Here is a 24,410-nt window from a genome sequence, read left to right as displayed (position 1 = left end):
GGCAGGAGCGGGCTTGCCTTGCGATCGCGGTGTGTGAGGCCGATCGCTATCGCGGGGCAAGCCCGCTCCTACGGGAATTTGTCTGATTTGGGGGATTTACCAGGTAAATCCCCTGCCACATGTCATCTTCGTTTCATGCCAGACGCATCTGGGCCTATAATGATCGCCTTTTTCGCCCAATGATTTTGCGGAGCTGGTGATGGTCGAACGTAAGGCTTCCGTCGAGCGCAATACTCTGGAGACCCAGATCAAGGCCTCGATCAACCTGGATGGCAGCGGCAAGGCCCGATTCGATATCGGTGTGCCTTTCCTTGAACATATGCTCGACCAGATCGCCCGACATGGGCTGATCGATCTCGACATCGAATGCAAGGGCGACCTGCATATCGACGATCACCATACCGTCGAAGACGTCGGGATCACCCTGGGCCAGGCTTTCAACCAGGCCATCGGTGACAAAAAAGGCATCCGCCGCTACGGCCATGCCTATGTACCGCTCGACGAAGCACTGTCGCGCGTGGTCATCGACTTCTCCGGCCGCCCAGGCCTGCAGATGCACGTCCCCTATACCCGCGCCTCGGTAGGCGGCTTCGACGTTGACCTGTTCCAGGAATTCTTCCAGGGCTTCGTCAACCACGCCAACGTCACCCTGCACATCGACAACCTGCGTGGGCACAACACCCACCACCAGATCGAAACCGTGTTCAAGGCTTTCGGCCGCGCCCTGCGCATGGCCATCGAGCTCGATGAGCGCATGGCCGGTCAAATGCCGTCGACCAAGGGTTGCCTGTAATGCAGACAGTTGCCGTTATCGACTATGGCATGGGTAATCTGCACTCGGTGGCCAAGGCCCTGGAGCACGTAGGCGCCGGCAAGGTGCTGATCACCAGCGATGCTGCGGTGATCCGCGAGGCCGACCGCGTGGTGTTCCCGGGTGTTGGCGCGATTCGCGACTGCATGGCTGAAATCCGCCGCCTGGGCTTCGACAGCCTGGTGCGTGAAGTCAGCCAGGACCGTCCTTTCCTGGGCATCTGTGTGGGTATGCAAGCGCTGCTCGATCACAGTGAAGAGAACGACGGTGTCGACTGCATCGGCCTGTTCCCCGGCAATGTGAAGTTCTTCGGCAAGGACCTGCACGAAGACGGCGAGCACCTGAAGGTGCCGCACATGGGCTGGAACGAAGTTGCCCAGTCCATCGATCACCCGCTGTGGCACAACATCCCCGACCTCGCACGTTTCTACTTCGTGCACAGCTACTACATCACCGCGGCCAAGGCCGTGCAGGTGGTGGGCCGTGGACACTACGGCGTCGATTTTGCCGCCGCACTGGCTGAAGGGTCGCGTTTTGCCGTGCAGTTCCACCCGGAGAAGAGCCATACCCATGGCCTGCAGCTGCTGCAGAACTTCGCGGCCTGGGACGGGCGCTGGTAATGAGCAAGTCCAGGACCAAGGCACCGATCCTCACCCTCGCACCTGAGCAGGAACGCGAGGCGCTGGATGTACTCAAGCGCTTCCTTGAAGACCGTTTCGAGCTGCAACTGGGATCGTTCGAGGTGGCCGAGGTTCTGGAAGTGTTCACCAAAGAGATTGCCCCGCACTACTACAACAGGGCGATTTTCGATGTGCAGACGCACCTCAAAGAGCGCTTTGAAAGTATCGAGAGCGACCTCTGGTCGCTAGAAAAAGGCAGCTGATAGCTTCAGGCTGCAAGAGAACAGACGCGCATGCTTGCAGCTTGTAGCTCGCAACTTGCAGCTCTTTTTTACGAAGGAAAAAAGCATGCTGATCATCCCCGCTATCGATCTCAAGGACGGTGCTTGCGTACGCCTGCGCCAGGGCCGCATGGAAGACTCCACCGTATTTTCCGACGACCCGGTGAGCATGGCCGCCAAATGGGTCGAAGGCGGCTGCCGTCGTCTGCATCTTGTTGACCTCAACGGCGCCTTTGAAGGCCAGCCGGTCAATGGCGAGGTGGTGACCGCCATCGCCAAGCGCTACCCGAACCTGCCGATCCAGATCGGCGGCGGTATCCGCTCGCTGGAAACCATCGAGCACTACGTCAAGGCTGGCGTCAGCTACGTGATCATCGGCACCAAAGCGGTAAAAGAGCCCGAGTTCGTGGCAGAAGCCTGCCGCGCCTTCCCGGGCAAGGTCATTGTCGGCCTGGACGCCAAGGACGGTTTCGTCGCCACCGACGGCTGGGCTGAAGTCAGCACCGTGCAGGTCATCGACCTGGCCAAGCGTTTCGAGGCTGACGGCGTCTCGGCCATCGTCTACACCGACATCGCCAAAGACGGCATGATGCAAGGCTGCAACGTACCGTTCACCGCGGCCCTTGCCGCCGCCACGAAGATCCCGGTCATCGCTTCCGGCGGTATCCACAACCTGGGTGACATCAAGGCCCTGCTCGACGCCAAGGCGCCAGGCATCATCGGTGCGATCACCGGCCGCGCCATCTACGAAGGCACCCTGGACGTTGCCGAGGCGCAAGCCTTCTGCGACGCCTACAAAGGCTGAGGAACGACCCATGGCATTGGCCAAGCGCATCATCCCTTGCCTGGACGTCGACAACGGTCGGGTGGTCAAGGGCGTCAAGTTCGAGAACATCCGCGATGCCGGTGATCCGGTGGAAATCGCCCGTCGCTATGATGAGCAGGGTGCCGACGAGATCACCTTTCTCGACATCACCGCCAGCGTCGATGGCCGTGACACCACCCTGCATACCGTCGAGCGCATGGCCAGCCAGGTGTTCATCCCGCTGACCGTGGGCGGTGGCGTGCGCACCGTGCAAGACATCCGCAACCTGCTCAACGCCGGTGCCGACAAGGTTTCGATCAATACTGCCGCGGTGTTCAACCCAGAGTTCGTCGGTGAGGCTGCCGCGCATTTCGGCTCCCAGTGCATCGTGGTCGCCATCGATGCCAAGAAGGTTTCCGCTCCGGGCGAAACCCCGCGCTGGGAAATCTTCACCCACGGCGGCCGCAAGCCGACCGGCCTGGATGCCGTTGAGTGGGCGAAGAAGATGGAAGGCCTGGGTGCCGGTGAGATCCTGCTGACCAGCATGGATCAGGACGGTATGAAAAACGGCTTCGACCTGGGCGTGACCCGGGCCATCAGCGATGCGCTGGGGATTCCGGTGATTGCTTCCGGTGGTGTGGGTAACCTGCAACACCTGGCCGACGGCATCATCGAAGGTCATGCCAGCGCAGTGCTGGCGGCGAGCATCTTCCACTTCGGTGAGTACACCGTGCCGGAAGCCAAGGCCTTCATGGCCAAGCAGGGCATCGTCGTTCGCTGAGCCTTGAAGCTGATCGCGGGGCAAGCCCGCTCCTATGGTAGGAGCGGGCTTGCCCCGCGATGCTTTTACCCCAGATTCTTGCCCAGCAACGCGTGATACAACTCGCTGTCGCCAAGAATCCCCACCACCGAATTCCCTTCCTGAAGCACCAGCTTGTTACCGGTCTGGTAACGGATCTGCAGCGCCTCGCGCATGCCGATGCTGGCGTTGACCAGGGTTGGCCTGCGTCCCAGGTCTTCCACCGCTTCACCCGGCGCCCAGTTCTGCAGATCCAGGCCGTTGACGCCCTGGCGCGCGCCTTTGATGGTGTTGCCTTCAGCCAGGTCCAGCCACGAGTCGCCGCCCGGGTCCAGGCAGATCGAGCCGTTGATCCGCTTGCACTTGTCCAGGGTGCGCATCAGGCTGCGGCCGCACAGTACGTTGAGTGGGTTGGTGTGGGCGACGAAGGTACGCACGTACTCGTCGGCCGGGTTGAGGACGATCTCTTCTGGCTTGCTGTACTGGATGATCTTGCCGTCTTTCATGATCGCAATACGGCTGCCCAGCTTCAGCGCTTCGTCCAGGTCGTGGCTCACGAACACAATGGTCTTGCTCAGCTTGCGTTGCAGCTCCAGCAATTCATCTTGCAGGCCCTGGCGAATCAGCGGGTCGAGGGCCGAGAAGGGTTCGTCCATCAGCAGGATATCGGCGTCCATCGCCAGGGCGCGGGCCAGGCCCACACGCTGCTGCATGCCGCCGGAGAGCTCGTCGGGCTTCTTGTTGCGCCATTGGGTCAGGCCGACCAGCTCAAGTTTCTCGTCGACCAGCTTGCGCCGTTCCTTCTCGGGGCGACCCTGCATCTCCAGGCCGAAACTGATGTTCTCGCGCACGGTGAGCCAGGGCATCAGGGCGAACTTCTGGAACACCATGGCGATACGCTTGGTGCGCATCATCTTCAGTTCCGCCGGGGTGCAGTGGGCGATGTCGATATGCGAGCCTTCGTGTTCGACGAACAACTTGCCACGGCTGACGGTGTTCAGGCCGTTGATGCAGCGCAGCAGGCTCGACTTGCCCGAACCGGACAGGCCCATCAGCACACATATCTCGCCTTTGTTGATATCCAGGTTGGCTTTTTCGACGCCGACTACCAGCCCGGTTTTCTTCAGGATCTGCTCCCGCGAAAGGCCTTGGTCGAGCAGGCTGAGGGCCTCACGCGGTCGGCTGGAGAAGATAACGTCTACATCTTCGAAGCGAATAATGCTCATGCTTCACTCCTTGCCGGTGCGTCGGGTTGTTTGCAGATACGGTCGAGCATGATCGCCAGCAGCACGATCGCAAGACCTGCTTCAAAGCCCAGGGCGATATCGGCGGTGTTCAGTGCGTTGACCACAGGTTTGCCCAGGCCGTCAGCACCCACCAGGGCGGCGATGACCACCATCGACAGCGACAGCATGATGCATTGGGTGACGCCGGCAGCGATGCTCGGCATGGCGTGGGGCAGTTCGATGCGCGAGAGCAGCTGGCGGCGGGAGCAACCGAAGGCCTTGCCGGCATCGAGCAGCTCCTGGGGGACGTCGCAGATGCCAAGGTAGGTCAGGCGGATCGGTGCGGCGATGGCGAACACCACCGTGGAGATCAGCCCCGGTACCACGCCCAGGCCGAAGAGGGTCAGGGTCGGGATCAGGTAAACGAAGGTGGGCACCGTCTGCATCAAGTCCAGTACCGGGCGCATGGCGGTATAGAACATCGGCTTGTGGGCGGCGAGGATGCCCAGCGGTACGCCGATGGCCACGCAGACCATGGTGGCGAACAGCACCTGGGCCAGGGTTTCCATGGTTTCTTGCCAGTAACCCAGGTTGAGGATCAGCAGGAATGAAAGCACGCAGAAGGCGGTCAGCGCCCATTTGCGCTGGATCAGGTGCGCGATCACTGCAATCAGGCCGATCAGGACGAAAGGATTGAACCAGGTCAGTGCCCCGGTCACCCCGTGAATCATCAATTCCAGTGCTTCAGCGAAGGCATCGAAGTAGTTGGCCCCGTGTTGGGTCAACCATTCGACGAAGCCTGCGATGTACTGGCCCAGTGGTATTTTTTGATCGATCAGCATGATAGCGAGCGTCCACCTGCAAAAGATTGAAGACAGCCTGCGGCGGACGAAGCCGCCGCAGGTGGTGCTTACTGCGTCAGTTTGGCTTTGGCCGCTTCCAGGCCCGGTTTGCCGTCAACGGTGGTAACCCCTGCCAGCCAGGTATCGAGGACCTGAGGGTTCTTTTTCAGCCAGGCCTTGGCTGCGGCGTCGGGCTTCATTTTGTCGTCCAGGACGTTGCCCATCAGGGTGCTTTCCATGTCCAGGGTGAAGGACAGGTTTTTCAGCAACTGACCGACGTTGCTGCATTCCTGCACATAACCCTTGCGGGTGTTGGTCAGCACGGTGGCCTTGCCGTATTCGGGGCCGAAGAAATCATCGCCACCGTCCAGGTATTTCATCTTGAAGCGGGTGTTCATCGGATGGGGTTCCCAGCCAAGGAACACCACGGCGGTGTCACGGCGCTGGGCGCGTTCAACCTGCGAGAGCATGCCCGCCTCGCTGGATTCGACCACCTTGAAACCGGCGTCCTTGAGGCCGAAGGCGTTCTTGTCGATCATGGTTTGAATGGTGCGGTTGCCGTCGTTGCCAGGCTCGATCCCGTAGATCTTGCCGTCCAGCTCCTTCTTGAACTTGGGAATGTCGGCGAAGGTTTTCAGGCCCTTGTCATACAGCGCCTGGGGTACTGCCAGGGTGTACTTGGCGTTCTCGAGGTTCGCCCGTACGGTTTCCACGGTGCCAGCATCGCGGTACTGCTTGATGTCGTTTTCCATGGTCGGCATCCAGTTGCCGAGAAACACATCCATATTCTTGCCATCGGCCAGCGACTTGTAGGTCACCGGTACCGAGATCATCGTGGTCTTGGTCTTGTAGCCCAGCGATTGCAACACCACGCTGGTGACTGCGGTGGTCACGGTAATGTCGGTCCAGCCGACATCGGAGAAGTTGACGGTATGACACTGCTCCGGCTCGGCGGCCTGGGCCAGCATCGGCAAACTCAGCGCCGCGGCCAGCAACAGCGAAGGTGAACCTTTCATACGATGGACTCCTGATGTTTTTCTCGGACGTCCCACGGGACCGCCGTGCTTTATGGCTTGCAGTCGGTCGGGCCGGGCTATCGGGCGATAGCGGGACAGGTGCCGTGCAATCGAGTCGATACCGATCATCTAACAGCGAAAATCAAACGCCTACAGGGTGCGTCGTATCCAGTACAGGCAGGGTCGCTTCCAGTGTCGATGAGGTCGTTTACAGATTTTTCCCGCCCCGTAAACGTGGTTTCAGTGCATCTGCACCGCAAAAAAACGGCGCATGGACGCGGGTGACAACTGGCGGCGTGGCTGAGCAAGAGCACGTCGGTTGTAGACGTCAGACCTCGGGTCAAAAGCCTGATGATGCGTGAATTCGGCGGATTGCCGCCTTATCAGCGTAGCAGTTGCACCGTCCAGGGCTTGGGCTGTGGGCGGCTGCTCAATCAGGAGGTAGGCGGCATGGCCATCAGTGTGTTCGACCTGTTCAAGATCGGCGTCGGCCCTTCCAGTTCCCACACCGTGGGCCCGATGCGGGCAGCGGCGCTATTCGTCCAGGGCCTGCGTGAGCGCGGCGAACTCGAGCAAGTGCGGCGCATCGAAGTGCGCCTGTATGGCTCGCTGTCGGCCACCGGTATCGGCCACGGCAGCGACAACGCCGTGATCATGGGCCTGATGGGCGAATGGCCGGACGCAATCGACCCTTCGCAGATCGGCCTGCGCATCGCCACCTTGCGCGAGACAGACACCTTGCTGCTCGACGGCCGGCTCGAAGTCGGGTTCGTCTGGGCCCGCGACATGCTGTTGCTGGACGAGAACCTTCCCTACCACCCCAATGCCATGACCCTGATCGCCGAAGGCGCATCGGGCGAGCTGCACCGCGACACTTACTACTCGGTCGGAGGCGGCTTTGTGGTCGATGCCGCCCAGGCCGCCAGCGGTGTGCTGGATGCCGACAACACCGTGCTGCCCTACGACTTCAACAGTGCCGTGGAACTGCTGGAGCTGTGCAAGCAAAACGACCTGCGCGTGTCGCAATTGATGCTGGAAAACGAGAAAGTCTGGCGCAGTGAAGCGGAAATTCGCGCCGGGCTGTTGAAGCTCTGGCACGCCATGCAGGCCTGTGTCGAAAACGGTCTCAAATATGAAGGCATCCTGCCTGGCGGGCTGAATGTGAAGCGTCGTGCGGCCAAGCTGCACCGCAGCCTGCAGGAGTTGAACAAGCCCAATGTGATCGGCTCGACCCTGAGCGCCATGGAGTGGGTCAACCTCTATGCCCTGGCGGTAAACGAGGAAAACGCCGCCGGCGGGCGCATGGTGACGGCGCCCACCAACGGCGCGGCGGGGATCATTCCGGCGGTGCTGCACTACTACATGCGCTTCAGCGACGAAGTCAGCGAAGCCAACGTGGTCGACTTCTTCCTGGGTGCGGCAGCGGTGGGCATTCTGTGCAAAAAGAATGCGTCGATTTCCGGTGCCGAAGTGGGCTGTCAGGGCGAGGTCGGTTCAGCCTGTGCCATGGCGGCGGCAGGGCTGGCAGAAGTGCTTGGCGCCACCCCGGCGCAACTGGAGAACGCGGCCGAGATCGGCCTTGAGCACAACCTGGGGCTGACCTGTGATCCGGTGGGCGGGTTGGTGCAGGTGCCGTGCATCGAGCGCAATGCGATTGCTGCGGTCAAGGCGATCAATGCGGCCCAGATGGCCCTGCGCGGAGACGGCGAACACTTCATCTCCCTCGACCGGGTCATTCGCACCATGCGCGATACCGGCGCCGACATGCACGACAAATACAAGGAAACGTCACGGGGTGGCCTGGCGGTCAGCGCCATCGAGTGTTGAGTGTCCTACAGGCGCTGCGCTTTTTTCGCACATGATCTGGACGCGCGCCGCCTTTTGGCGCGCGGCACGGCACCCCGGCTTTAAACACCTGTTACCCCCGGGCCAGGTGCTTGGGTGACATTTGTCACATGTCGTTTCTGGGCATCCTTCCCACAAGTGCTACCGAATTGCTCATTTTTCCTACGCACCGGCGCTAGCCCGGTCGTTTGCGTTTGTGTCCCGGCTTCGGAGCAGGGGCCAAATAGACGCAGCGCGACGTCGTTTTTGGGTTTTATTGAATAGCCATTCAATTTCAGGCATGGCATTTGCGTTGTGATTGGCAAAGCCCCTGCATCCGAATCGGGGCCGTGACAAAAAAAGCCCGTGCCTGCCTGAGGCGCACCCTGCATTGTGTGAGGAGATACCGCGATGACGTCGTACAACTCCGGGACCCCAACCCAGAACCGCACACCTCAATCCATCGGCTTCCTGCTGCTGGACAACTTCACCCTCATCTCTCTGGCGTCTGCGGTCGAGCCGCTGCGCATGGCCAACCAGCTGTCTGGCCGTGAACTGTATCGCTGGAGCACCTTGAGTGTGGATGGCGGTCAGGTCTGGGCCAGCGACGGCTTGCAGATCACCCCGGATGCGGCAATGCACAAGGCTCCGGCCATGGACACGGTCATCGTCTGCGGCGGTATCGGCATTCAACGCACCGTGACCCGCGAACACGTGACCTGGCTGCAGAGCCAGGCCCGTCAGTCGCGCCGCCTGGGTGCGGTGTGTACGGGGAGCTGGGCCCTGGCGTGCGCTGGCCTGCTCGATGGTTTTGATTGCAGCGTGCACTGGGAATGCCTGGCGGCCATGCAGGAAGCTTTCCCGCGGGTGAGCATGAGCACCCGCTTGTTCACCCTCGACCGTAACCGCTTCACCAGCTCCGGCGGCACCGCGCCCCTGGACATGATGCTGCACCTGATCAGCCGCGATCATGGCCGCGAACTGTCGGCGGCGATCTCCGAGATGTTCGTCTACGAGCGCATCCGCAACGAACAGGATCACCAGCGCGTACCGCTCAAGCATATGCTGGGCACCAACCAGCCCAAGCTGCAGGAAATCGTTGCGCTGATGGAAGCCAACCTGGAAGAGCCGATCGACCTAGACGAACTGGCCGTGTATGTATCGGTGTCGCGTCGCCAGCTGGAGCGCCTGTTCCAGAAGTACCTGCACTGCTCGCCGTCGCGCTACTACCTCAAGCTGCGCCTGATCCGTGCCCGGCAACTGCTCAAGCAGACGCCAATGTCGATCATCGAAGTGGCGTCGGTGTGCGGGTTTGTTTCCACGCCGCACTTCTCCAAGTGCTACCGCGAGTACTTCGGTATTCCGCCGCGTGACGAGCGTGTGGGCTCCAACACCGCGCAGCAGGTAGCGATGATGCCGATTCCGCAGGCATTGGTGCTGTCGCCGCTGGCGGGGCCGATGTCGGCACTGAGCCAGGCGCGCAATGAGTCGACGTTTGCCAGTGTGAGGCTTTAATGCGCTGATCGCGGGGCAAGTCGCACCGCCGCTCCTATCGGTAGGAGCGGCGGTGCGACGTCTCGACTTGCCCCGCGATGCTTCTAGCGATTGTTGAACTGCGCCAACGCCGGCAACAGCTGTTTTTCGATGGCCTGGCGCACCGCCGGCAGAATCGTCGCGTTACCGGTGTACATCTGCTCGACCATCCCCTTCAGGGCCCTGGCCCGCGGCTCGCTCAAACCCCGCACCGCAAACTCGCAGGCCTGTTCGGCACTGGCGTCGGCCGGCATCTCGAACCCTAGCGCGCGCAGTTGGCCCAGCAGGTCGTCCTGATCAATCAAATCCGCATGCATCATGGTTGTTGTCCTTGTTTGCAGGTGTGATCGTCAGTGGATTCTGTGGGCGTGGGTGTACGGCGGCAAGGGCAGAATGTCGCAATGGCCGCATTGGCTATGAACAGGTCGTTTTCGGCTAAATCATTACGGCGGGGAGGCTGCACACTGAGGCCATGCACAGTTAAAGGAAGGTTTGGTCACCTCCCGCTTCGCGCATGCAGATGCTCTTGCTTGACCCCGGTTGCGTCACGGCTAACCGGGGTTTTTTTATGCGTGGGAGCAACTGTCTTCACCATGCCATTCATCACCGCATTGGCGACTGCTACGCAGTCGATCGCAGCCTGTCGGCAGCGGCTACGGGCGGTGTAGCCGCTGCCGAGGTACGAGGCTGCGATCGGCCGCGCAGCGGACGTACGTAGAGCGTTTCCCGGACTGATCGCAGTGGGAGCGGGCTTGCCCCGCGATGCGATGTAACGGGATGATCGCTATCGGGGGGCAAGCCCGCTCCTACAGATTCGCGCAGCGCCTGAGATCACCGCTTTGGCGACTGCTACGCAGTCGATCGCAGCCTGTCGGCAGCGGCTACGGGCGGTGTAGCCGCTGCCGAGATACGAGGCTGCGATCGGCCGCGCAGCGGGCGTAGAGTGTTTCCCGGACTGATCGCAGTGGGAGCGGGCTTGCCCCGCGATGCGACGGAACAGGATGATCGCTATCGCGGGGCAAGCCCGCTCCTACAGATTCGCGCAGCGCCTGAGATCACCGCTTTGGCGACTGCTACGCAGTCGATCGCAGCCTGTCGGCAGCGGCTACGGGCGGTGTAGCCGCTGCCGAGGTACGAGGCTGCGATCGGCCGCGCAGCGGACGTAGAGCGTTTCCCGGACTGATCGCAGTGGGAGCGGGCTTGCCCCGCGATGCGATGTGACGGGATGATCGCTATCGCGGGGCAAGCCCGCTCCTACAGGCCGATTACTCGGCCAATGAACTGCGCTGCTGGCAGGTCTTGCTGCTCGTCCACAATGCCCTGCAAGCGCTGTGCAACCTCTGGCGCAAAGGGGGCCGAGCGGGGGCCCGCCAGGTCGACGTGCAACAGCATCTGCTCGCTGGCCGACAAGGCTTCGTCGAAGCCCTCGCGGTGCAGGCTGTGATACAGGTGCAGGCGCTTGCGATCAAAGCCGATCACCTGGGTCTGCACCCAGACCGGGGTGCCCAGCTTCACCTCATGCAAATAGTTCAGGTGACACTCCAGGGTGAACAGCGAGTGTCCGCTGGCACTGCGGTTGTCGCTGTCCAGGCCGATGCGGTCCATGAAGGCATCGGTGGCATAGCTGAAGATGAGCAGGTAGAAGGCATCGCGCAGATGCCCGTTGTAGTCGACCCAGTCCGCCTGGACTGGGGTCTGGTAGGTAATCAAGGCGGGCATCGCAACACTCCGGTCAGTCGCTGAAGGCCATGCCGTGCTTGGCCTTGGTGGTTTTGACCGCATCCAGCACGGCCAGCAGGCAATCATCACGATAGCGCTCCAGCGAACTGATGCTGCGCTCGCCCAGCTGTTCGCCGGTGCCGTCGACCACCGCATCGATCAGGCCGTCGGTGAGCGCCGGCGCTGGCAGGTAGGTCCAGGGCAGTTGCAGCGCCGGGCCGAACTGGGCCATGAAGTGCCGCATGCCGGCATCGCCTCCGGCCAGGGTGTAGGTCAGGAAGGTGCCCATGAACGACCAGCGCAGGCCGGCACCAAAGCGAATGGCGTCGTCGATTTCGCCCGTGGTGGCGACGCCGTCGTTGACCAGGTGCAGGGCTTCACGCCACAGCGCTTCAAGCAGGCGGTCGGCGATAAAACCGGGGACTTCCTTGCGCACATGCAAGGGGCGCATGCCCAGGCGGGTATAGATGGTTTTCGCCGCCTCGATGGCCTCGGGCGCGGTCTTGTTGCCGCCGACGATTTCCACCAGCGGCAACAGGTACACCGGGTTGAAGGGGTGGCCGACCACACAGCGCTCAGGGTGGGTCGAGGACTCGTAGAACTCGCTGGGCAACAGGCCCGAGGTGCTGGAGCCGATCAGGGCGTCGGGCTTGGCCGCGGCGCTGATCTTGCTGTGCAGGTCGAGCTTCAGGTCCAGGCGTTCGGGCGCGCTTTCCTGAATGAAGTCGGCATCACGTACGCATTCCTCGATGGTGTCGACAAAGCGCAGGCGGTGCTGCGAGGCACCCGGTGCCAGGCCTTGTTTTTCCAGGGCGGGCCAGGCATTGGCGATGCGCTTGCGCAGTGCTGCCTCAGCGCCAGGCGCCGGGTCCCAGGCCACCACGTCCAGGCCGTGGGCCAGGGCACGGGCCACCCAGCCGCTGCCAATCACACCGCTGCCCAGGGCTGCGAACGTCTTGATCTCGGTGATAAAGCTCATCGTGTTCTCCAGTGTTCAGCGGCGTGTCAGGTTCATTTTTGCGCGGCCCTCGGCAGGGGTGAGCACCCGTGCGCCGAGACGGCTGAGGATTTCGCTGGCGCGCTCCACCAACTGGCCGTTGCTGGCCAGCACGCCCTTGTCCAGGTACAGATTGTCTTCCAGCCCCACTCGCACGTTGCCGCCCAGCAGCACCGCCTGCGCAGCCATGGGCATCTGCATGCGGCCGATGCCGAAGCCTGCCCAGGTGACGCCTGGCGGCAGGTTGTCGACCATAGCCTTCATGGTCGTGGTGTCGGCTGGCGCGCCCCATGGAATGCCCAGGCACAGCTGGAAAAGCGGGTCGTCGAGCAGGCCTTCCTTGATCATTTGCTTGGCGAACCACAGGTGCCCGGTGTCGAAGATTTCAAGCTCGGCTTTGACGCCCAGTTCGGTGATGCGCTTGGCACCGGCACGCAGCTGCGCCGGGGTCGACACATAGATGCTGTTGCCGTCGCCAAAGTTGAGGGTGCCGCAGTCCAGGGTGCAGATTTCCGGCAACAGCGCCTCGACGTGGGCCAGGCGCTCCAGCGGGCCGATCAGGTCGGTGCCGGCACCGAACTCCAGCGGCGTTTCGCCCGGGCCGATTTCCAGGTCGCCGCCCATGCCGGCGGTGAGGTTGACGATGATGTCGACGTCCGACTCGCGGATGCGCTCCATCACTTCGCGGTACAGCGCCACATCGCGGCTGAAGCGGCCGGTCTGTGGGTCGCGGACATGGCAGTGGACGACGGTGGCGCCTGCCTTGGCGGCTTCGACCGCCGCGGCTGCGATTTGCTTGGGGGTAACCGGCACCAGGTGGCTTTTGCTGGCGGTGTCGCCGGCGCCAGTGAGCGCGCAGGTGATGATGACGTCATGGTTCATGGCGGGGTTCCTTGAACAGGGGGGCGTTTCGCGGGGCGAGCCCGCTCCTACCGGGTGGGTGTTTCGCGGGGCAAGCCTGTAGGAGCGGGCTTGCCCCGCGAAGAAGTCAGTTGGCAGTCAGCCGAAGGTTGTCGGCAGCCGGCTTGCCGTCAAAGGTGGTCACGCCCTCGAGCCAGCGCTTCTGGTCTTCGGGGTGATCCTTGAGCCACTGGCGGGCGGAGGCCAGGGCGTCTTTGTGTTCGAGCAGCGGTTGCATCATGCGGCTCTCGTCTTCGGCGCTGAAGGTCAGGTTGGTCAGCAGCTTGTTCACGTTGGGGCAGCGTTCGGCGTAATCCGGGGCGGTGACGGTCCACACCGTGGCGCGGCCTTCATCCGGGCCCAGGGCGTCTTCGCTGCCGCTCAGGTAAGCCATCTCGATGTTCACGTTCATCGGGTGCGGCGCCCAGCCAAAGAACACCACCGCCTCATTGCGCCGCACGGCGCGGTCGACGGCGGCGAGCATGCCGGCCTCGCTGGATTCGACCAACTGGAACTTGCCCAGGCCAAACTGGTTCTTGCTGATCATCGCCTTGATCTGAGTGTTGGCGCCGGAGCCGGGCTCGATGCCGTAGATCTTGCCGCCCAGTTCCTTCTCGAATTTGGCGATGTCGGCGAAGGTCTTCAGGCCCTTGTCGGCCAGGTACTTGGGTACGGCGAGGGTGGCGCGGGCATCGTCGAGGCTTGGCTGGTCGAGCACCTTGACCTGGTTCTGCTTGATGAAGGGGGTGATGGTCTGGGTCATGATTGGGTTCCAGTAACCCAAAAACATGTCCAGGCGATTGTCGCGAATGCCGGCGAAGATGATCTGTTGCGAGGCACTGGTCTGTTTGGTCTTGTAGCCCAGGCCGTCGAGCAGTACCTGGGTCATGGCGCTGGTGGCCATCACATCGGTCCAGTTGACCACGCCAAGGCGCACATTCTTGCAAGCAGCGGGTTCGGCTGCCCATACGTTGGTGCTGAGGATTGCGGTACCGACGAGCGTCAGCAGGCTACGGCTGATCAATCTGTTCATGGTGGCTCCTCCAACGGCAGTTCTAATTGTTATAAGGGGCGGCCTCTGCGTGCCGTGCTGATCAAACTACGCCCAGGCCACCGGGAAAAATCGCACCCTGGCGACCAGCACTTGCACAGTGGCGACCTGCAGGGTATTAACCGCAGACCCGTGGCCGTCGAGTCGTTCGCTATGCCCCAGGATTTCTACTTTCTGTTGCTCCCCGGTTTTTCCGCCATCGGCTTTATCTCGGCGATAGAACCGCTGCGGGTGGCCAACCGCTTTCGCAGCGGCTTGTACCGCTGGCAGGTGTTGAGCATAGGGGGCGGGGCGGTGCAGGCCAGCAATGGCATGTCGGTCAACGCCGATGGCGCGCTGCAGCCGTTGGCCAAGGGGGCAACCTTGCTGGTGGTGGCCGGGTTCGAGCCGCTGGGCAGTTACACCCCTGCGCTGCAGCATTGGCTGCGCAAGCTCGATCACGACGGCGTGGTACTGGGCGGCATCGACACCGGTGCGGTAGTCCTGGCCGAGGCCGGCTTGCTCGACGGCCACCGGGTGACCCTGCACTGGGAGGCGCTGGAGGCCTTCAAGGAGTCGTACCCGCAACTGCAGGCAACCCAGGAACTGTTCGAGGTGGACCGGCGGCGCATCACCTCGGCCGGTGGCACCGCCTCCATCGACCTGATGCTTGACCTGATCGCCCAGGCCCACGGCGCGCCGCTGGCGATCCAGGTGTCGGAGCAGTTCGTGCTGGGTCGCATCCGCCCGCGCCAGGACCACCAGCGCATGCAGATCGCTTCACGCTTCGGCATCAGCAACAAGAAACTGGTGCAGGTGATCGGCGAGATGGAGCGCAACACCGAGCAACCGCTCAACACCCTCGTGCTGGCCGAGCAGGTGCAGGTCACCCGGCGCCAGTTGGAGCGGCTGTTTCGCCTGTACCTGCACGACACCCCCAGTGGCTTTTACCTGCGCCTGCGCCTGGACAAGGCGCGGCAACTGCTGCGCCAGACCGACATGAGTGTGCTGGAGGTGGGGATCGCCTGCGGCTTCGAGTCGGCGTCCTATTTCACCCGCTGCTATCGCGGGCGTTTCGAGCGCTGCCCGCGCGAAGACCGCAAGCCGCAGGCGGCGACTGTCAGCGGCGGCTGAGCAGCAGGGCGCAGGCGCTCTTGTAGGCTTCGTGCTGGTACTTGTTCAGCGAGGCAGGGGGCTCGATGTTGTGCTTCTTGGCCTGGGCGCTGACGGTCTGCGGGGATACCAGGGCCACTTCGCACCCCTCAAGCAGTTGCAGGATGCCCTCGATCTTGAAGGTAGTGGGGCCGCCGGCGAAGTCGCCTTTCTTGCTGCGCTTCTTGATGGCCAGGTGGGTAATGCCGTGCTCGGTGACAAACTGCCGGGCCTGGCTGGCGAAGGCTTTGACGTTGTCCGCCAGTTCGTCGTCTTCCAGACCGATCTTTTTCGTCGCCAGGGCCAGGTGGGCCGGGCTTCCGGCCTCCAGCGCGACCACGGCCAACAGGGCTTCACTGCCCTTGATTTCGATTCCGCAGACTTTCATTCATACCTCGGGAAAGGGGGTTATTGCAGGCCAAGCGATTGCAGGTACTCGGAGCGATCATCGCTGCGCTGGGCCAGGCAGGTGTTCTGGGCGACTTCAAAGGCCTTGCTGCCGGGTTTCTCGGCATAGGTCTCGATCTTGCAGTCGGCATCGCGCAGCTGTTGCCACACAGCCTCGGCGTCGCGCAGGCGCTTGCTCAGTTCGGCAATCTGCGCCGGCTGGCCGCTGTATTGCTCCTTGATGCGATCAAGCTGGTCGTTGAAGGCGGCAGTCAGCTCGCGTTCGGCGCTCTGGCGGCTGTACAGGGCGCATTCATAGGCCTGCGGGTCGGTCTCGACGTTGTCACACGGCGTGGTGCTCTCGTCCTCTTGCGCCTGGGCGCCGAATGCCAGCAACACCAGGGCCAGCCCTACCATCGATCTCATCTGCGACATCCTCCAAAGCCTGCGGGAACATGGGCGTCGATTCTCGCTCAGCGCCACGGCAAAGAACAGGGTAGCCGCACCCGCTGTAAAAAAGCGTGCAGTGCACATGAACACTTATTCACAGACGTGCCGGGGCCGGGCACATAAACTCGGCGATTGGCCGCTATCTATACTCTCCAACCCTTCGATACCTCTGGAAACGCCATGGAAAGTGCGGGACTGTTCAAGGTACTGCTGGTCGAGGACGACCTTAAACTGGCCGGCCTGGTGGCGAATTTTCTCGGCGAACACGGCTTCGACGTGCACTGCGTGCATCGCGGTGATGAAGCGCTGGAAGCGTTTCTGACCTTCAAGCCCGCGCTGGTGGTGCTCGACCTCATGTTGCCCGGGCTCAGTGGCCTGCAAGTGTGCCGGGCGATCCGCAGCCAGGCGGCGACGCCGATCGTCATCCTCACCGCCCGCGAGGACGACCTGGACCACATCCTGGGCCTTGAGTCCGGCGCCGACGACTATGTGATCAAACCCATCAAGCCCCCGGTGTTGCTGGCCCGCCTGCGTGCGTTGCAGCGGCGCCAGGGCAACGATGCCCCCGGGCGCGACAGCCTGGAATTCGGGCGCCTGAGCATCGACCGCGCCAGCCGCGAAGCACGCCTGGGCGATGACCTGATCGAGCTGAGCACCATGGAGTTCGAGTTGCTGTGGTTGCTGGCAAGCTCGGCGGGACAGATTCTCTCGCGTGACGACATCCTCAACCGCATACGCGGTATCGCCTTCGATGGCCTGAACCGCAGCGTCGACGTCTATGTCAGCAAGCTGCGCAGCAAACTCCACGACAACCCCCGGGAGCCGGTGTGCATCAAGACCGTCTGGGGCAAGGGCTACCTGTTCAATCCCTTTGCCTGGGAGCTGTAGATGCTGCGCCTGTTCCTTGGCCTGTACATCACCCTGGTGCTCGGCTTCGCCCTGTCGATCACTGCCGTCGACCATGTGTTTACCTGGCTGCTCAAGGGGCCGCTTGAGCTTTATCACCGTGAGGCCGTACGCGGTCCGGCCTACAGCCTGGTGGAGCAACTGCGCCCGCTTGAAGCCGCGGCGCGCCCGCAGAAACTCGCCGAACTGCAACCGCACTATGGCCTGGGCCTGAAGCTGGCCGAAACCGACCAATTGCACCTCGACCAGCGCGAGCAAGCCTTGCTGGCCAACGACCAGTTGGTGGTGCGCAAGGACTTCACCCAGTTCATCGCCCCCATCGATGATGGCCCGCAAGTGCTGAGTATCGACCTGCCCGCAGAGCCTGAGCTGACCGGGGCCTACACCATCGGTGCCTACGCCATGCTGGCCGGGCTGATCGCCATTGCCCTGTTCCTCTGGGTGCGTCCGCACTGGCGCGACCTTGAGGGCTTGCGCCTGGCGGCCCAGCGTTTTGGTGACAACGACCTGCGCTCGCGGATTCACCTGTCGCGTCGCTCCAACATCCGCGAGCTGGCCGAGCACTTCAACCAGATGGCCGGGCGTATCGAGGGGCTGATCGCCAACCAGCGCGAACTGACCAATGCGGTATCCCACGAACTGCGCACGCCTATCGCCCGGCTGACCTTCGAGCTTGAGCAATTGCGCCGGCTGTCGCGCCAGGAGGTCTGCGGTGCATTGATCGATGACATGCATGCCGACCTGGGCGATCTGGAGGAAATGGTCTCGGAGCTGCTGACCTACGCCAGCCTTGAGCGCGGCGCCACCGAGATCAAGCGCGAAACCATCCAGGCCGCCAACTGGATCGACAGTGTGCTGGGGGCCGTGGCGCTGGAGGCGGAGGCTGTGGGCGTTCAGCTGGTGCTGGATACCTGCACGGTGGAGTCGATCCGAATCGAGCCGCGGTTCATGGCCCGAGCGGTGATCAACTTGCTGCGCAATGCCATTCGTTATGCCGAGCGCGAAGTGCGGGTGCGTCTGGAGCGTGAGGGCGAGTGGTACCGGATCGTGGTGGAAGACGATGGCCCGGGTGTGCCTGCCAATGCCCGGGAGAAGATCTTCGAGCCGTTCTCGCGCCTGGATGCCAGCCGTGACCGCCGCACCGGCGGCTTTGGCCTGGGGCTGGCGCTGGTTCGCCGGGTGTCGCAGTGGCACGGCGGCCAGGCCGATGTGCGAGATGCCGAGGCTGGCGGGGCACTGTTTGTCCTGACCTGGCCCCATAGCGACGCCTGAGCCTCAGAACTGCACAACGGTATTGGCCGCAGGGCTGCGCACAAAGCGGTAGCCCAGCACCCTGAGCCCGTCGCTGTGGCGGCTGAGGGTGTTGCCCTGGTCCTGGCCGCTGCCGGCCAGCAGGGCATGTTCGGCATCCAGCGGCTGGATCACGAACTCGATCAGGCTTTCGCCCGCCCGCCGTCCCTGCGCCAGCAGTAGCCCCTGCTCGATACGCAGGTTCAGGCCATCGAGCAGCGGCGCGGTGTCGCCCGGGCTCACCAGCCGATAGCGTCCGACGCTGTCCTGCCAGTCAGCGGGCAACGGAACGGGTTCGATGCGTTCACCCAGGGGCAAGGTCTGGCCGTGGCGCCGCACCACCAGCACGCGTTTGTCGGCGACGCTCAGCACATCGAGTTGCAGTTGCTCGAGTTTGCCCAGGTCCAGTGCCCAGAGGCCCAGCAGTTTCTTTTCCGGGCGCAGCCAGCCATCGCTGTCGCGCAGCAACTCGACGCGCTTGCCGGCCAGCTCGGCGAACAGGCGCTGGCGCTCATCCTTGATGCGCACCACACCCAGCCGGCTGGTGTAGATCCCGGCGACGCGCTGGCGGTCGTCGGCGCCCGGCACCACGGCGGCGGCCAGGGGCGGCAGGCTGTAGCTGCAGTCGTCCAGGCAGCCCGGCTGGCCGCCCTGGGCCTGCACCATCAGGCGCAAGGCCTGGGTCGCCAGGTCGCTGACCAGCGCTTCGGCCGTGTCGGCATTGGCCATCACCACCACCGCCAATTGATGCTCGGGCAGCACGCTCAATTGCGCGGCAAAATCGCCGGTCGAGCCGCTGTGCTGCCACTGCGCAAGGTGTGCGCCGATCTGCGGATCACCACAGGGGCCCAGGTACCAGGCCAGGCCCATCGGGCAGTCGAAATCCAGGGCATTGGCGCGATTCTGCTGGCTGAACATGGCCTGGATCGACGCCTGGCTCAGTACCTGGCGGCCGTTGTAGCGGCCCTCGGCAAACAGCATCTGGACGAACTGGCCGACCTCCCGGGGTGTTGTCCACAGCCCGCCGGCCGGCATGTCGCGAATCTGCGTATCGGCGCTGCGCTGGCCTTGCAGATAGCCACGGGCGCGAAACGGCTCAAGCTCGCTGTTGCCGATAAAACTCGAGTGCTTCATGGCCAGGGGTTGCAACAGGTGCTGCTGCAGGCGGGTTTCAAAGGTTTGCCCACTGCTGCGCTCGATGGCCGCGCCCAGCAGGGCAAAGCCCAGGTTGGAATACACCGTGCGGGTGCCGGGCGGGTTGCTCAGCCACAGCCCGGAAGCTTTCTGCGGCAGGTATTTCAACGGGTCGCTGCTGCGCAGGCGGGGCAGGTATTCGCTGGGCAGGCCGGCCTGGTGGCTGAGCAGGCGGCGCAGGGTTACGGCATTGTTGGCGCTGTGGGCGTCGGGGTGAAAGCGCGAGCGCACGCGAAATTCCGGCAGTGTCTGCGACAACGGCGCATCCAGCGCCAGGCGCTGCTGCTCGACCAACTGCAGGGTGGCGCTGGCGGTGAACAGCTTGGACAGCGAACCTGCGCGAAACGCGGTATCGGGCGTCACGCGCATCTGCAGGTCCTGGTCGGCCAGGCCAAAGCCCTCGGCCCACACCAGCGCCTGGCCATCGATCAGGGCCAGCGACAGCCCCGGCACATGGTTCTTGTCCATCAGCGCGGGAATTCGCTGGCGCAACTGCTCGATCACCGCCTGATAGTCGCCCTGGCGGATTTCTGGCTGCGGTTGCGGGGTCCGCTCTCCGCAGCCACTGGCCAGGGTCAACAGACTTAACAGCAGGGCTGATCGAGGCGAGCGAAGCATGATGCACCTGGGGGCAATGAAGGTCAGTGCATGCTAGGGAAACGGCCCTGGTCAATCTTTGAGCGGTTTGTCGCAAAACTGTGAAAGAGTCTGCGCGCAGCCTTTGCAGCAGCCCTTTGTCGCGCTTTGACGCTTTCGGTAATTCCCCTGTCGTTTTTGCATCTTAGCGACCTGTCGCCTAGGCATATGCTGGTCCCAAAGCGCCGGCAGACGATTCGGCGCAGGTAATGCCAATAAAGGGGACAGCCTGATGAGCCCAGCCGAATTACACGCCGACAGCATCGTTATCGACGGGCTGATCATTGCCAAATGGAACCGCGAGCTGTTCGAGGACATGCGCAAGGGCGGCCTCACCGCTGCCAACTGCACTGTGTCGGTCTGGGAAGGCTTCCAGGCCACGGTCAACAACATCGCCGCCAGCCAGAAGCTGATCCGCGAGAACGGCGACCTGGTCATGCCGGTACGCACCACCGCCGACATCCGCAAGGCCAAGGAGCTGGGCAAGACCGGCATCCTGTTCGGCTTCCAGAACGCCCACGCGTTCGAGGACCAGATCGGCTATGTAGACGTGTTCAAGCAGCTGGGCGTGGGCATCGTGCAGATGTGCTACAACACCCAGAACCTGGTGGGCACCGGCTGCTACGAGCGCGACGGTGGCCTGTCGGGTTTCGGTCGCGAGATCGTCGCCGAAATGAACCGCGTTGGGATCATGTGCGACCTGTCCCATGTCGGTTCCAAGACGTCGGAAGAAGTCATCCTCGAATCGAAAAAGCCGGTGTGCTACTCCCACTGCCTGCCCTCCGGGCTCAAGGAGCACCCGCGCAACAAGTCCGATGAAGAGCTCAAGTTCATTGCCGACCATGGCGGTTTTGTCGGCGTGACCATGTTCGCGCCGTTCCTGGCCAAGGGCATCGACTCGACCATTGACGACTACGCCGAAGCCATCGAATACACCATGAACATCGTCGGTGAAGACGCCATCGGTATCGGTACTGACTTCACCCAGGGCCATGGCCAGGACTTCTTCGAGTACCTGACCCACGACAAGGGCTACGCCCGGCGCCTGACCAACTTCGGCAAGATCATCAACCCGCTGGGCATCCGCACCGTGGGCGAGTTCCCCAACCTCACCGAGACCCTGCTCAAGCGCGGCCATTCCGAGCGCGTGGTGCGCAAGATCATGGGCGAGAACTGGGTGAACGTCCTCAAGGACGTCTGGGGCGAATAACGCCAACCGTCAACGCCTGTAGCTGCTGCCGAAGGCTGCGATCGGCTGCGCGGCAGTCGTGCCTGCACGGCTGCCTTGACGGCTCTTCGCCGAGCCTTATCGCAGTCTTCGGCAGCGGCTACAAGCGACCACTACTTAGATTTCTGGAGTTTTCAACGATGGCCAAGATCGCCCCGCAATTGCCTATCGAAGTCGACAGCGAAACCGGTGTCTGGACCAGCGATGCCCTGCCGATGCTCTACGTGCCACGGCATTTTTTCGTCAACAACCACATGGGCATCGAGGAAGTGCTGGGCGCCGACGCCTATGCCGAAATCCTCTACAAGGCCGGCTACAAGTCCGCCTGGCACTGGTGCGAGAAAGAGGCTGAATGCCACGGCCTGGAAGGCGTGGCGGTGTTCGAGCATTACATGAAGCGCCTGTCGCAGCGGGGCTGGGGCCTGTTCAAGATCCAGGACATCGACCTGGATAAAGGCACCGCCAGCGTCAAGCTCGAGCACTCGGCGTTCGTCTACGTGTACGGCAAGGTCGGGCGCAAGGTCGACTACATGTTCACCGGCTGGTTCGCCGGGGCCATGGACCAGATCCTGGCAGCACGCGGCAGCAAGATTCGCACGGTCGCCGAGCAGGTCTACGGCGGTTCGGAAGAAGGCCACGACGACGGCCTGTTCATCGTCAAGCCGTTGTAAGTCGAGGATCCCGCCATGGCTTTCGAAGCAATGTTCCAGCCGATCCAGATCGGCAAACTGACCATCCGCAACCGGGTCCTGAGCACCGCGCACGCCGAGGTCTACGCCACCGATGGCGGCATGACCACCGCCCGCTATGTGAAGTACTACGAAGAGAAAGCCAAGGGCGGTATCGGCCTTGCCATCTGCGGGGGGTCCTCGGTGGTGGCCATCGACAGCCCGCAGGAGTGGTGGGCCTCGGTGAACCTGTCCACCGACCGCATCATTCCGCACTTCCAGAACCTGGCCGATGCCATGCACAAGCATGGCGCCAAGATCATGATCCAGATTACCCACATGGGCCGTCGCTCGCGCTGGGACGGCTTCAACTGGCCGACCCTGATGTCGCCGTCGGGCATCCGCGAACCGGTGCACCGTGCCACCTGCAAGACCATCGAGCCGGAGGAAATCTGGCGGGTGATCGGCAACTACGCGCAAGCGGCGCGCCGGGCCAAGGAGGGCGGCCTGGACGGCGTCGAGCTGTCGGCCGTGCACCAGCACATGATCGACCAGTTCTGGAGCCCGCGGGTCAACAAGCGGACCGACGAATGGGGCGGCAGCTTTGAAGGGCGCATGAAGTTCGGCCTGGAAGTGATCAAGGCGGTGCGTGCCGAAGTGGGCCCGGATTTCTGCGTGGGCATGCGTATCTGTGGTGACGAATTCCACCCCGATGGCCTGAGCCACGAGGACATGAAGGAAATCGCCAAGTACTACGACGCCACCGGCATGCTCGATTTCTTCGGCGTGATCGGCTCAGGGTGCGACACCCACAACACCCTGGCCAACGTTATCCCCAACATGAGTTATCCACCGGAGCCGTTCCTGCACCTGGCTGCCGGCATCAAGGAAGTGGTCAAGGTGCCGGTGCTGCATGCGCAGAACATCAAGGACCCGAACCAGGCTACCCGCATCCTCGAGGGCGGTTATGTAGACATGGTCGGCATGACCCGTGCGCACATTGCCGACCCGCACCTGATCGCCAAGATCAAGATGGGCCAGATCGACCAGATCAAACAGTGCGTCGGTGCCAACTACTGCATCGACCGCCAGTACCAGGGACTGGATGTGCTGTGCATCCAGAACGCCGCCACCTCCCGCGAATACATGGGCGTGCCGCACATCATCGAAAAATCCACCGGGCCCAAGCGCAAAGTGGTGGTGGTCGGCGCAGGGCCGGCGGGGATGGAAGCGGCGCGCGTTGCGGCCGAGCGTGGCCACGACGTGACCCTGTTCGAGAAAAAGGACGCCATCGGCGGGCAGATCACCATTGCCGCCAAGGCGCCGCAGCGTGACCAGATCGCCGGCATCACCCGCTGGTACCAACTGGAGCTGGCACGCCTGAAGGTCGACCTGCGCCTGGGGACCGCTGCCGATATCGCCACCATCCAGGACCTGCGCCCGGACGTCATCGTACTGGCGGTGGGCGGGCACCCGTTCATTGAGCAGAACGAGCACTGGGGTGCGGCCGAAGGCCTGGTGGTCAGCAGCTGGGACGTACTCGACGGCAAGGTGGCACCGGGCAAGAACGTGCTGGTGTACGACACCATCTGCGAGTTCACCGGCATGTCGGTGGCCGACTACATCGCCGACAAGGGCAGCCAGGTCGAGATCGTCACCGACGACATCAAGCCGGGCGTGGCCATTGGCGGTACGTCATTCCCCACCTACTACCGCAGCATGTACCCCAAGGAAGTGATCATGACCGGCGACCTGATGCTGGAAAAGGTCTACCGCGAGGGCGACAAGCTGGTGGCGGTGCTGGAGAACGAATACACCGGCGCCAAAGAGGAGCGGGTGGTCGACCAGGTGGTCATCGAGAACGGCGTGCGGCCGGACGAAGCGCTCTACTACGGGCTCAAGGAAGGTTCGCGCAACAAAGGCCAGATCGACGTCGAGGCACTCTTCGCGATCCAGCCGCAGCCGATCCTCAGCCAGCCGGGCGAAGGCTACCTGCTGTACCGCATCGGCGACTGCGTGGCGCAGCGCAACACTCATGCCGCCATCTACGACGCCTTGCGCCTGTGTAAGGACTTCTGATCTGTGTAGGAGCGGGC

At 62.9% G+C, this 24,410-nt stretch carries 24 protein-coding genes; 13 read left to right on the top strand and 11 right to left on the bottom strand.

The window, feature by feature from the left end; all coding sequences use genetic code 11:
* Positions 1 to 199: 199 nt before the first annotated feature.
* The 5 genes from hisB to hisF all read left to right on the top strand — a co-directional run bounded on the left by hisB (position 200) and on the right by hisF (position 3,298).
* Complete coding sequence (gene hisB, locus U9R80_RS25620; RefSeq protein WP_028942262.1) at positions 200 to 793, top strand: imidazoleglycerol-phosphate dehydratase HisB; 594 nt, start codon at positions 200 to 202, stop codon at positions 791 to 793.
* A complete protein-coding gene (gene hisH / locus U9R80_RS25615; RefSeq protein WP_301839767.1) occupies positions 793 to 1,431 on the top strand; it encodes an imidazole glycerol phosphate synthase subunit HisH in 639 nt (212 codons plus the stop codon). Before hisB ends, hisH begins: the two co-directional genes overlap by 1 nt.
* Positions 1,431 to 1,694 (top strand): DUF2164 domain-containing protein, encoded by a 264-nt coding sequence (locus U9R80_RS25610; protein WP_301839766.1) that lies wholly within the window; start codon positions 1,431 to 1,433, stop codon positions 1,692 to 1,694. Before hisH ends, U9R80_RS25610 begins: the two co-directional genes overlap by 1 nt.
* A gap of 85 nt (positions 1,695 to 1,779) precedes the next feature.
* Positions 1,780 to 2,517, top strand: coding sequence for a 1-(5-phosphoribosyl)-5-[(5-phosphoribosylamino)methylideneamino]imidazole-4-carboxamide isomerase (hisA, locus tag U9R80_RS25605; protein ID WP_053161745.1), 738 nt, complete (start codon positions 1,780 to 1,782; stop codon positions 2,515 to 2,517).
* Positions 2,518 to 2,527: 10 nt separating this feature from the next.
* A complete protein-coding gene (gene hisF, locus U9R80_RS25600) occupies positions 2,528 to 3,298 on the top strand; it encodes an imidazole glycerol phosphate synthase subunit HisF (protein WP_301839758.1) in 771 nt (256 codons plus the stop codon).
* Positions 3,299 to 3,363: 65 nt separating this feature from the next.
* On the opposite strand, the gene choV is transcribed toward hisF, so the two are convergent.
* The 3 genes from choV to U9R80_RS25585 all read right to left on the bottom strand — a co-directional run bounded on the left by choV (position 3,364) and on the right by U9R80_RS25585 (position 6,400).
* Entirely contained in the window at positions 3,364 to 4,542 is a 1,179-nt protein-coding gene (choV, locus tag U9R80_RS25595) for a choline ABC transporter ATP-binding protein (protein WP_301839756.1), read from the bottom strand.
* The gene (gene choW, locus U9R80_RS25590; RefSeq protein ID WP_301839858.1) at positions 4,539 to 5,387 is read right to left on the bottom strand and encodes a choline ABC transporter permease subunit; all 849 of its coding nucleotides are present in this window, start codon (positions 5,385 to 5,387) and stop codon (positions 4,539 to 4,541) included. Before choW ends, choV begins: the two co-directional genes overlap by 4 nt.
* Positions 5,388 to 5,452: 65 nt before the next feature.
* Positions 5,453 to 6,400 (bottom strand): choline ABC transporter substrate-binding protein, encoded by a 948-nt coding sequence (locus U9R80_RS25585; RefSeq protein ID WP_301839755.1) that lies wholly within the window; start codon positions 6,398 to 6,400, stop codon positions 5,453 to 5,455.
* A gap of 450 nt (positions 6,401 to 6,850) precedes the next feature.
* Here U9R80_RS25585 and U9R80_RS25580 point away from each other — a divergent pair, with 450 nt between their 5' ends.
* Positions 6,851 to 8,227, top strand: a complete 1,377-nt coding sequence (locus U9R80_RS25580; protein WP_301839857.1) for an L-serine ammonia-lyase — start codon at positions 6,851 to 6,853, stop codon at positions 8,225 to 8,227.
* 408 nt (positions 8,228 to 8,635) lie between these two features.
* Complete coding sequence (locus U9R80_RS25575; protein WP_093378649.1) at positions 8,636 to 9,739, top strand: GlxA family transcriptional regulator; 1,104 nt, start codon at positions 8,636 to 8,638, stop codon at positions 9,737 to 9,739.
* Between the two features lie 83 nt (positions 9,740 to 9,822).
* Here U9R80_RS25575 and U9R80_RS25570 read toward each other — a convergent pair whose 3' ends face one another.
* From U9R80_RS25570 to choX, 5 genes are all read right to left on the bottom strand, one after another.
* Positions 9,823 to 10,077: a hypothetical protein gene (locus U9R80_RS25570; protein ID WP_301839753.1), complete on the bottom strand. Its 255-nt coding sequence runs from the start codon at positions 10,075 to 10,077 to the stop codon at positions 9,823 to 9,825.
* Positions 10,078 to 11,011: 934 nt separating this feature from the next.
* Positions 11,012 to 11,476, bottom strand: a complete 465-nt coding sequence (locus U9R80_RS25565) for a thioesterase family protein (protein WP_301843234.1) — start codon at positions 11,474 to 11,476, stop codon at positions 11,012 to 11,014.
* Between the two features lie 13 nt (positions 11,477 to 11,489).
* On the bottom strand, positions 11,490 to 12,455 hold the full coding sequence (locus U9R80_RS25560; protein ID WP_301843236.1) for an L-carnitine dehydrogenase: 966 nt from the start codon (positions 12,453 to 12,455) through the stop codon (positions 11,490 to 11,492).
* A gap of 15 nt (positions 12,456 to 12,470) precedes the next feature.
* On the bottom strand, positions 12,471 to 13,355 hold the full coding sequence (locus U9R80_RS25555) for a 3-keto-5-aminohexanoate cleavage protein (protein ID WP_301843238.1): 885 nt from the start codon (positions 13,353 to 13,355) through the stop codon (positions 12,471 to 12,473).
* A gap of 106 nt (positions 13,356 to 13,461) precedes the next feature.
* Positions 13,462 to 14,406 carry a choline ABC transporter substrate-binding protein gene (gene choX / locus U9R80_RS25550; RefSeq protein ID WP_301843239.1) on the bottom strand — a complete coding sequence of 315 codons (945 nt, stop codon included), beginning with the start codon at positions 14,404 to 14,406 and terminating at the stop codon, positions 13,462 to 13,464.
* A gap of 171 nt (positions 14,407 to 14,577) precedes the next feature.
* Between choX and U9R80_RS25545 the strand changes: the two genes are divergently transcribed.
* On the top strand, positions 14,578 to 15,537 hold the full coding sequence (locus U9R80_RS25545; RefSeq protein ID WP_301843241.1) for a GlxA family transcriptional regulator: 960 nt from the start codon (positions 14,578 to 14,580) through the stop codon (positions 15,535 to 15,537).
* Here the strand turns inward: U9R80_RS25545 and U9R80_RS25540 are convergent.
* Both U9R80_RS25540 and U9R80_RS25535 read right to left on the bottom strand, forming a co-directional pair.
* The gene (locus U9R80_RS25540; protein WP_301843242.1) at positions 15,524 to 15,943 is read right to left on the bottom strand and encodes a DUF3010 family protein; all 420 of its coding nucleotides are present in this window, start codon (positions 15,941 to 15,943) and stop codon (positions 15,524 to 15,526) included. The two genes, U9R80_RS25545 and U9R80_RS25540, sit on opposite strands and share 14 nt — an antisense overlap.
* 20 nt (positions 15,944 to 15,963) lie before the next feature.
* Positions 15,964 to 16,368, bottom strand: a complete 405-nt coding sequence (locus U9R80_RS25535; protein WP_301843243.1) for a lysozyme inhibitor LprI family protein — start codon at positions 16,366 to 16,368, stop codon at positions 15,964 to 15,966.
* 204 nt (positions 16,369 to 16,572) lie between these two features.
* Between U9R80_RS25535 and U9R80_RS25530 the strand changes: the two genes are divergently transcribed.
* Complete coding sequence (locus tag U9R80_RS25530) at positions 16,573 to 17,280, top strand: winged helix-turn-helix domain-containing protein (RefSeq protein WP_301843244.1); 708 nt, start codon at positions 16,573 to 16,575, stop codon at positions 17,278 to 17,280.
* Entirely contained in the window at positions 17,281 to 18,570 is a 1,290-nt protein-coding gene (locus U9R80_RS25525; RefSeq protein ID WP_301843246.1) for an ATP-binding protein, read from the top strand. It begins immediately after the preceding gene.
* 3 nt (positions 18,571 to 18,573) lie between these two features.
* Here U9R80_RS25525 and U9R80_RS25520 read toward each other — a convergent pair whose 3' ends face one another.
* Positions 18,574 to 20,400: a serine hydrolase domain-containing protein gene (locus U9R80_RS25520; RefSeq protein WP_301843247.1), complete on the bottom strand. Its 1,827-nt coding sequence runs from the start codon at positions 20,398 to 20,400 to the stop codon at positions 18,574 to 18,576.
* 250 nt (positions 20,401 to 20,650) lie between these two features.
* Here U9R80_RS25520 and U9R80_RS25515 point away from each other — a divergent pair, with 250 nt between their 5' ends.
* The 3 genes from U9R80_RS25515 to dgcA all read left to right on the top strand — a co-directional run bounded on the left by U9R80_RS25515 (position 20,651) and on the right by dgcA (position 24,393).
* On the top strand, positions 20,651 to 21,628 hold the full coding sequence (locus tag U9R80_RS25515) for a dipeptidase (RefSeq protein ID WP_301843249.1): 978 nt from the start codon (positions 20,651 to 20,653) through the stop codon (positions 21,626 to 21,628).
* 158 nt (positions 21,629 to 21,786) lie between these two features.
* Complete coding sequence (locus tag U9R80_RS25510) at positions 21,787 to 22,317, top strand: 4-vinyl reductase (RefSeq protein WP_003177589.1); 531 nt, start codon at positions 21,787 to 21,789, stop codon at positions 22,315 to 22,317.
* A 15-nt stretch (positions 22,318 to 22,332) separates the two neighbouring features.
* A complete protein-coding gene (gene dgcA / locus U9R80_RS25505) occupies positions 22,333 to 24,393 on the top strand; it encodes a dimethylglycine demethylation protein DgcA (RefSeq protein ID WP_301843254.1) in 2,061 nt (686 codons plus the stop codon).
* Positions 24,394 to 24,410 lie beyond the last annotated feature (17 nt).

The organism is Pseudomonas sp. JQ170C, assembly GCF_035581345.1.
Classification (GTDB): Bacteria; Pseudomonadota; Gammaproteobacteria; order Pseudomonadales; family Pseudomonadaceae; genus Aquipseudomonas.
This window is presented reverse-complemented; position numbering and strand designations above follow the sequence as displayed.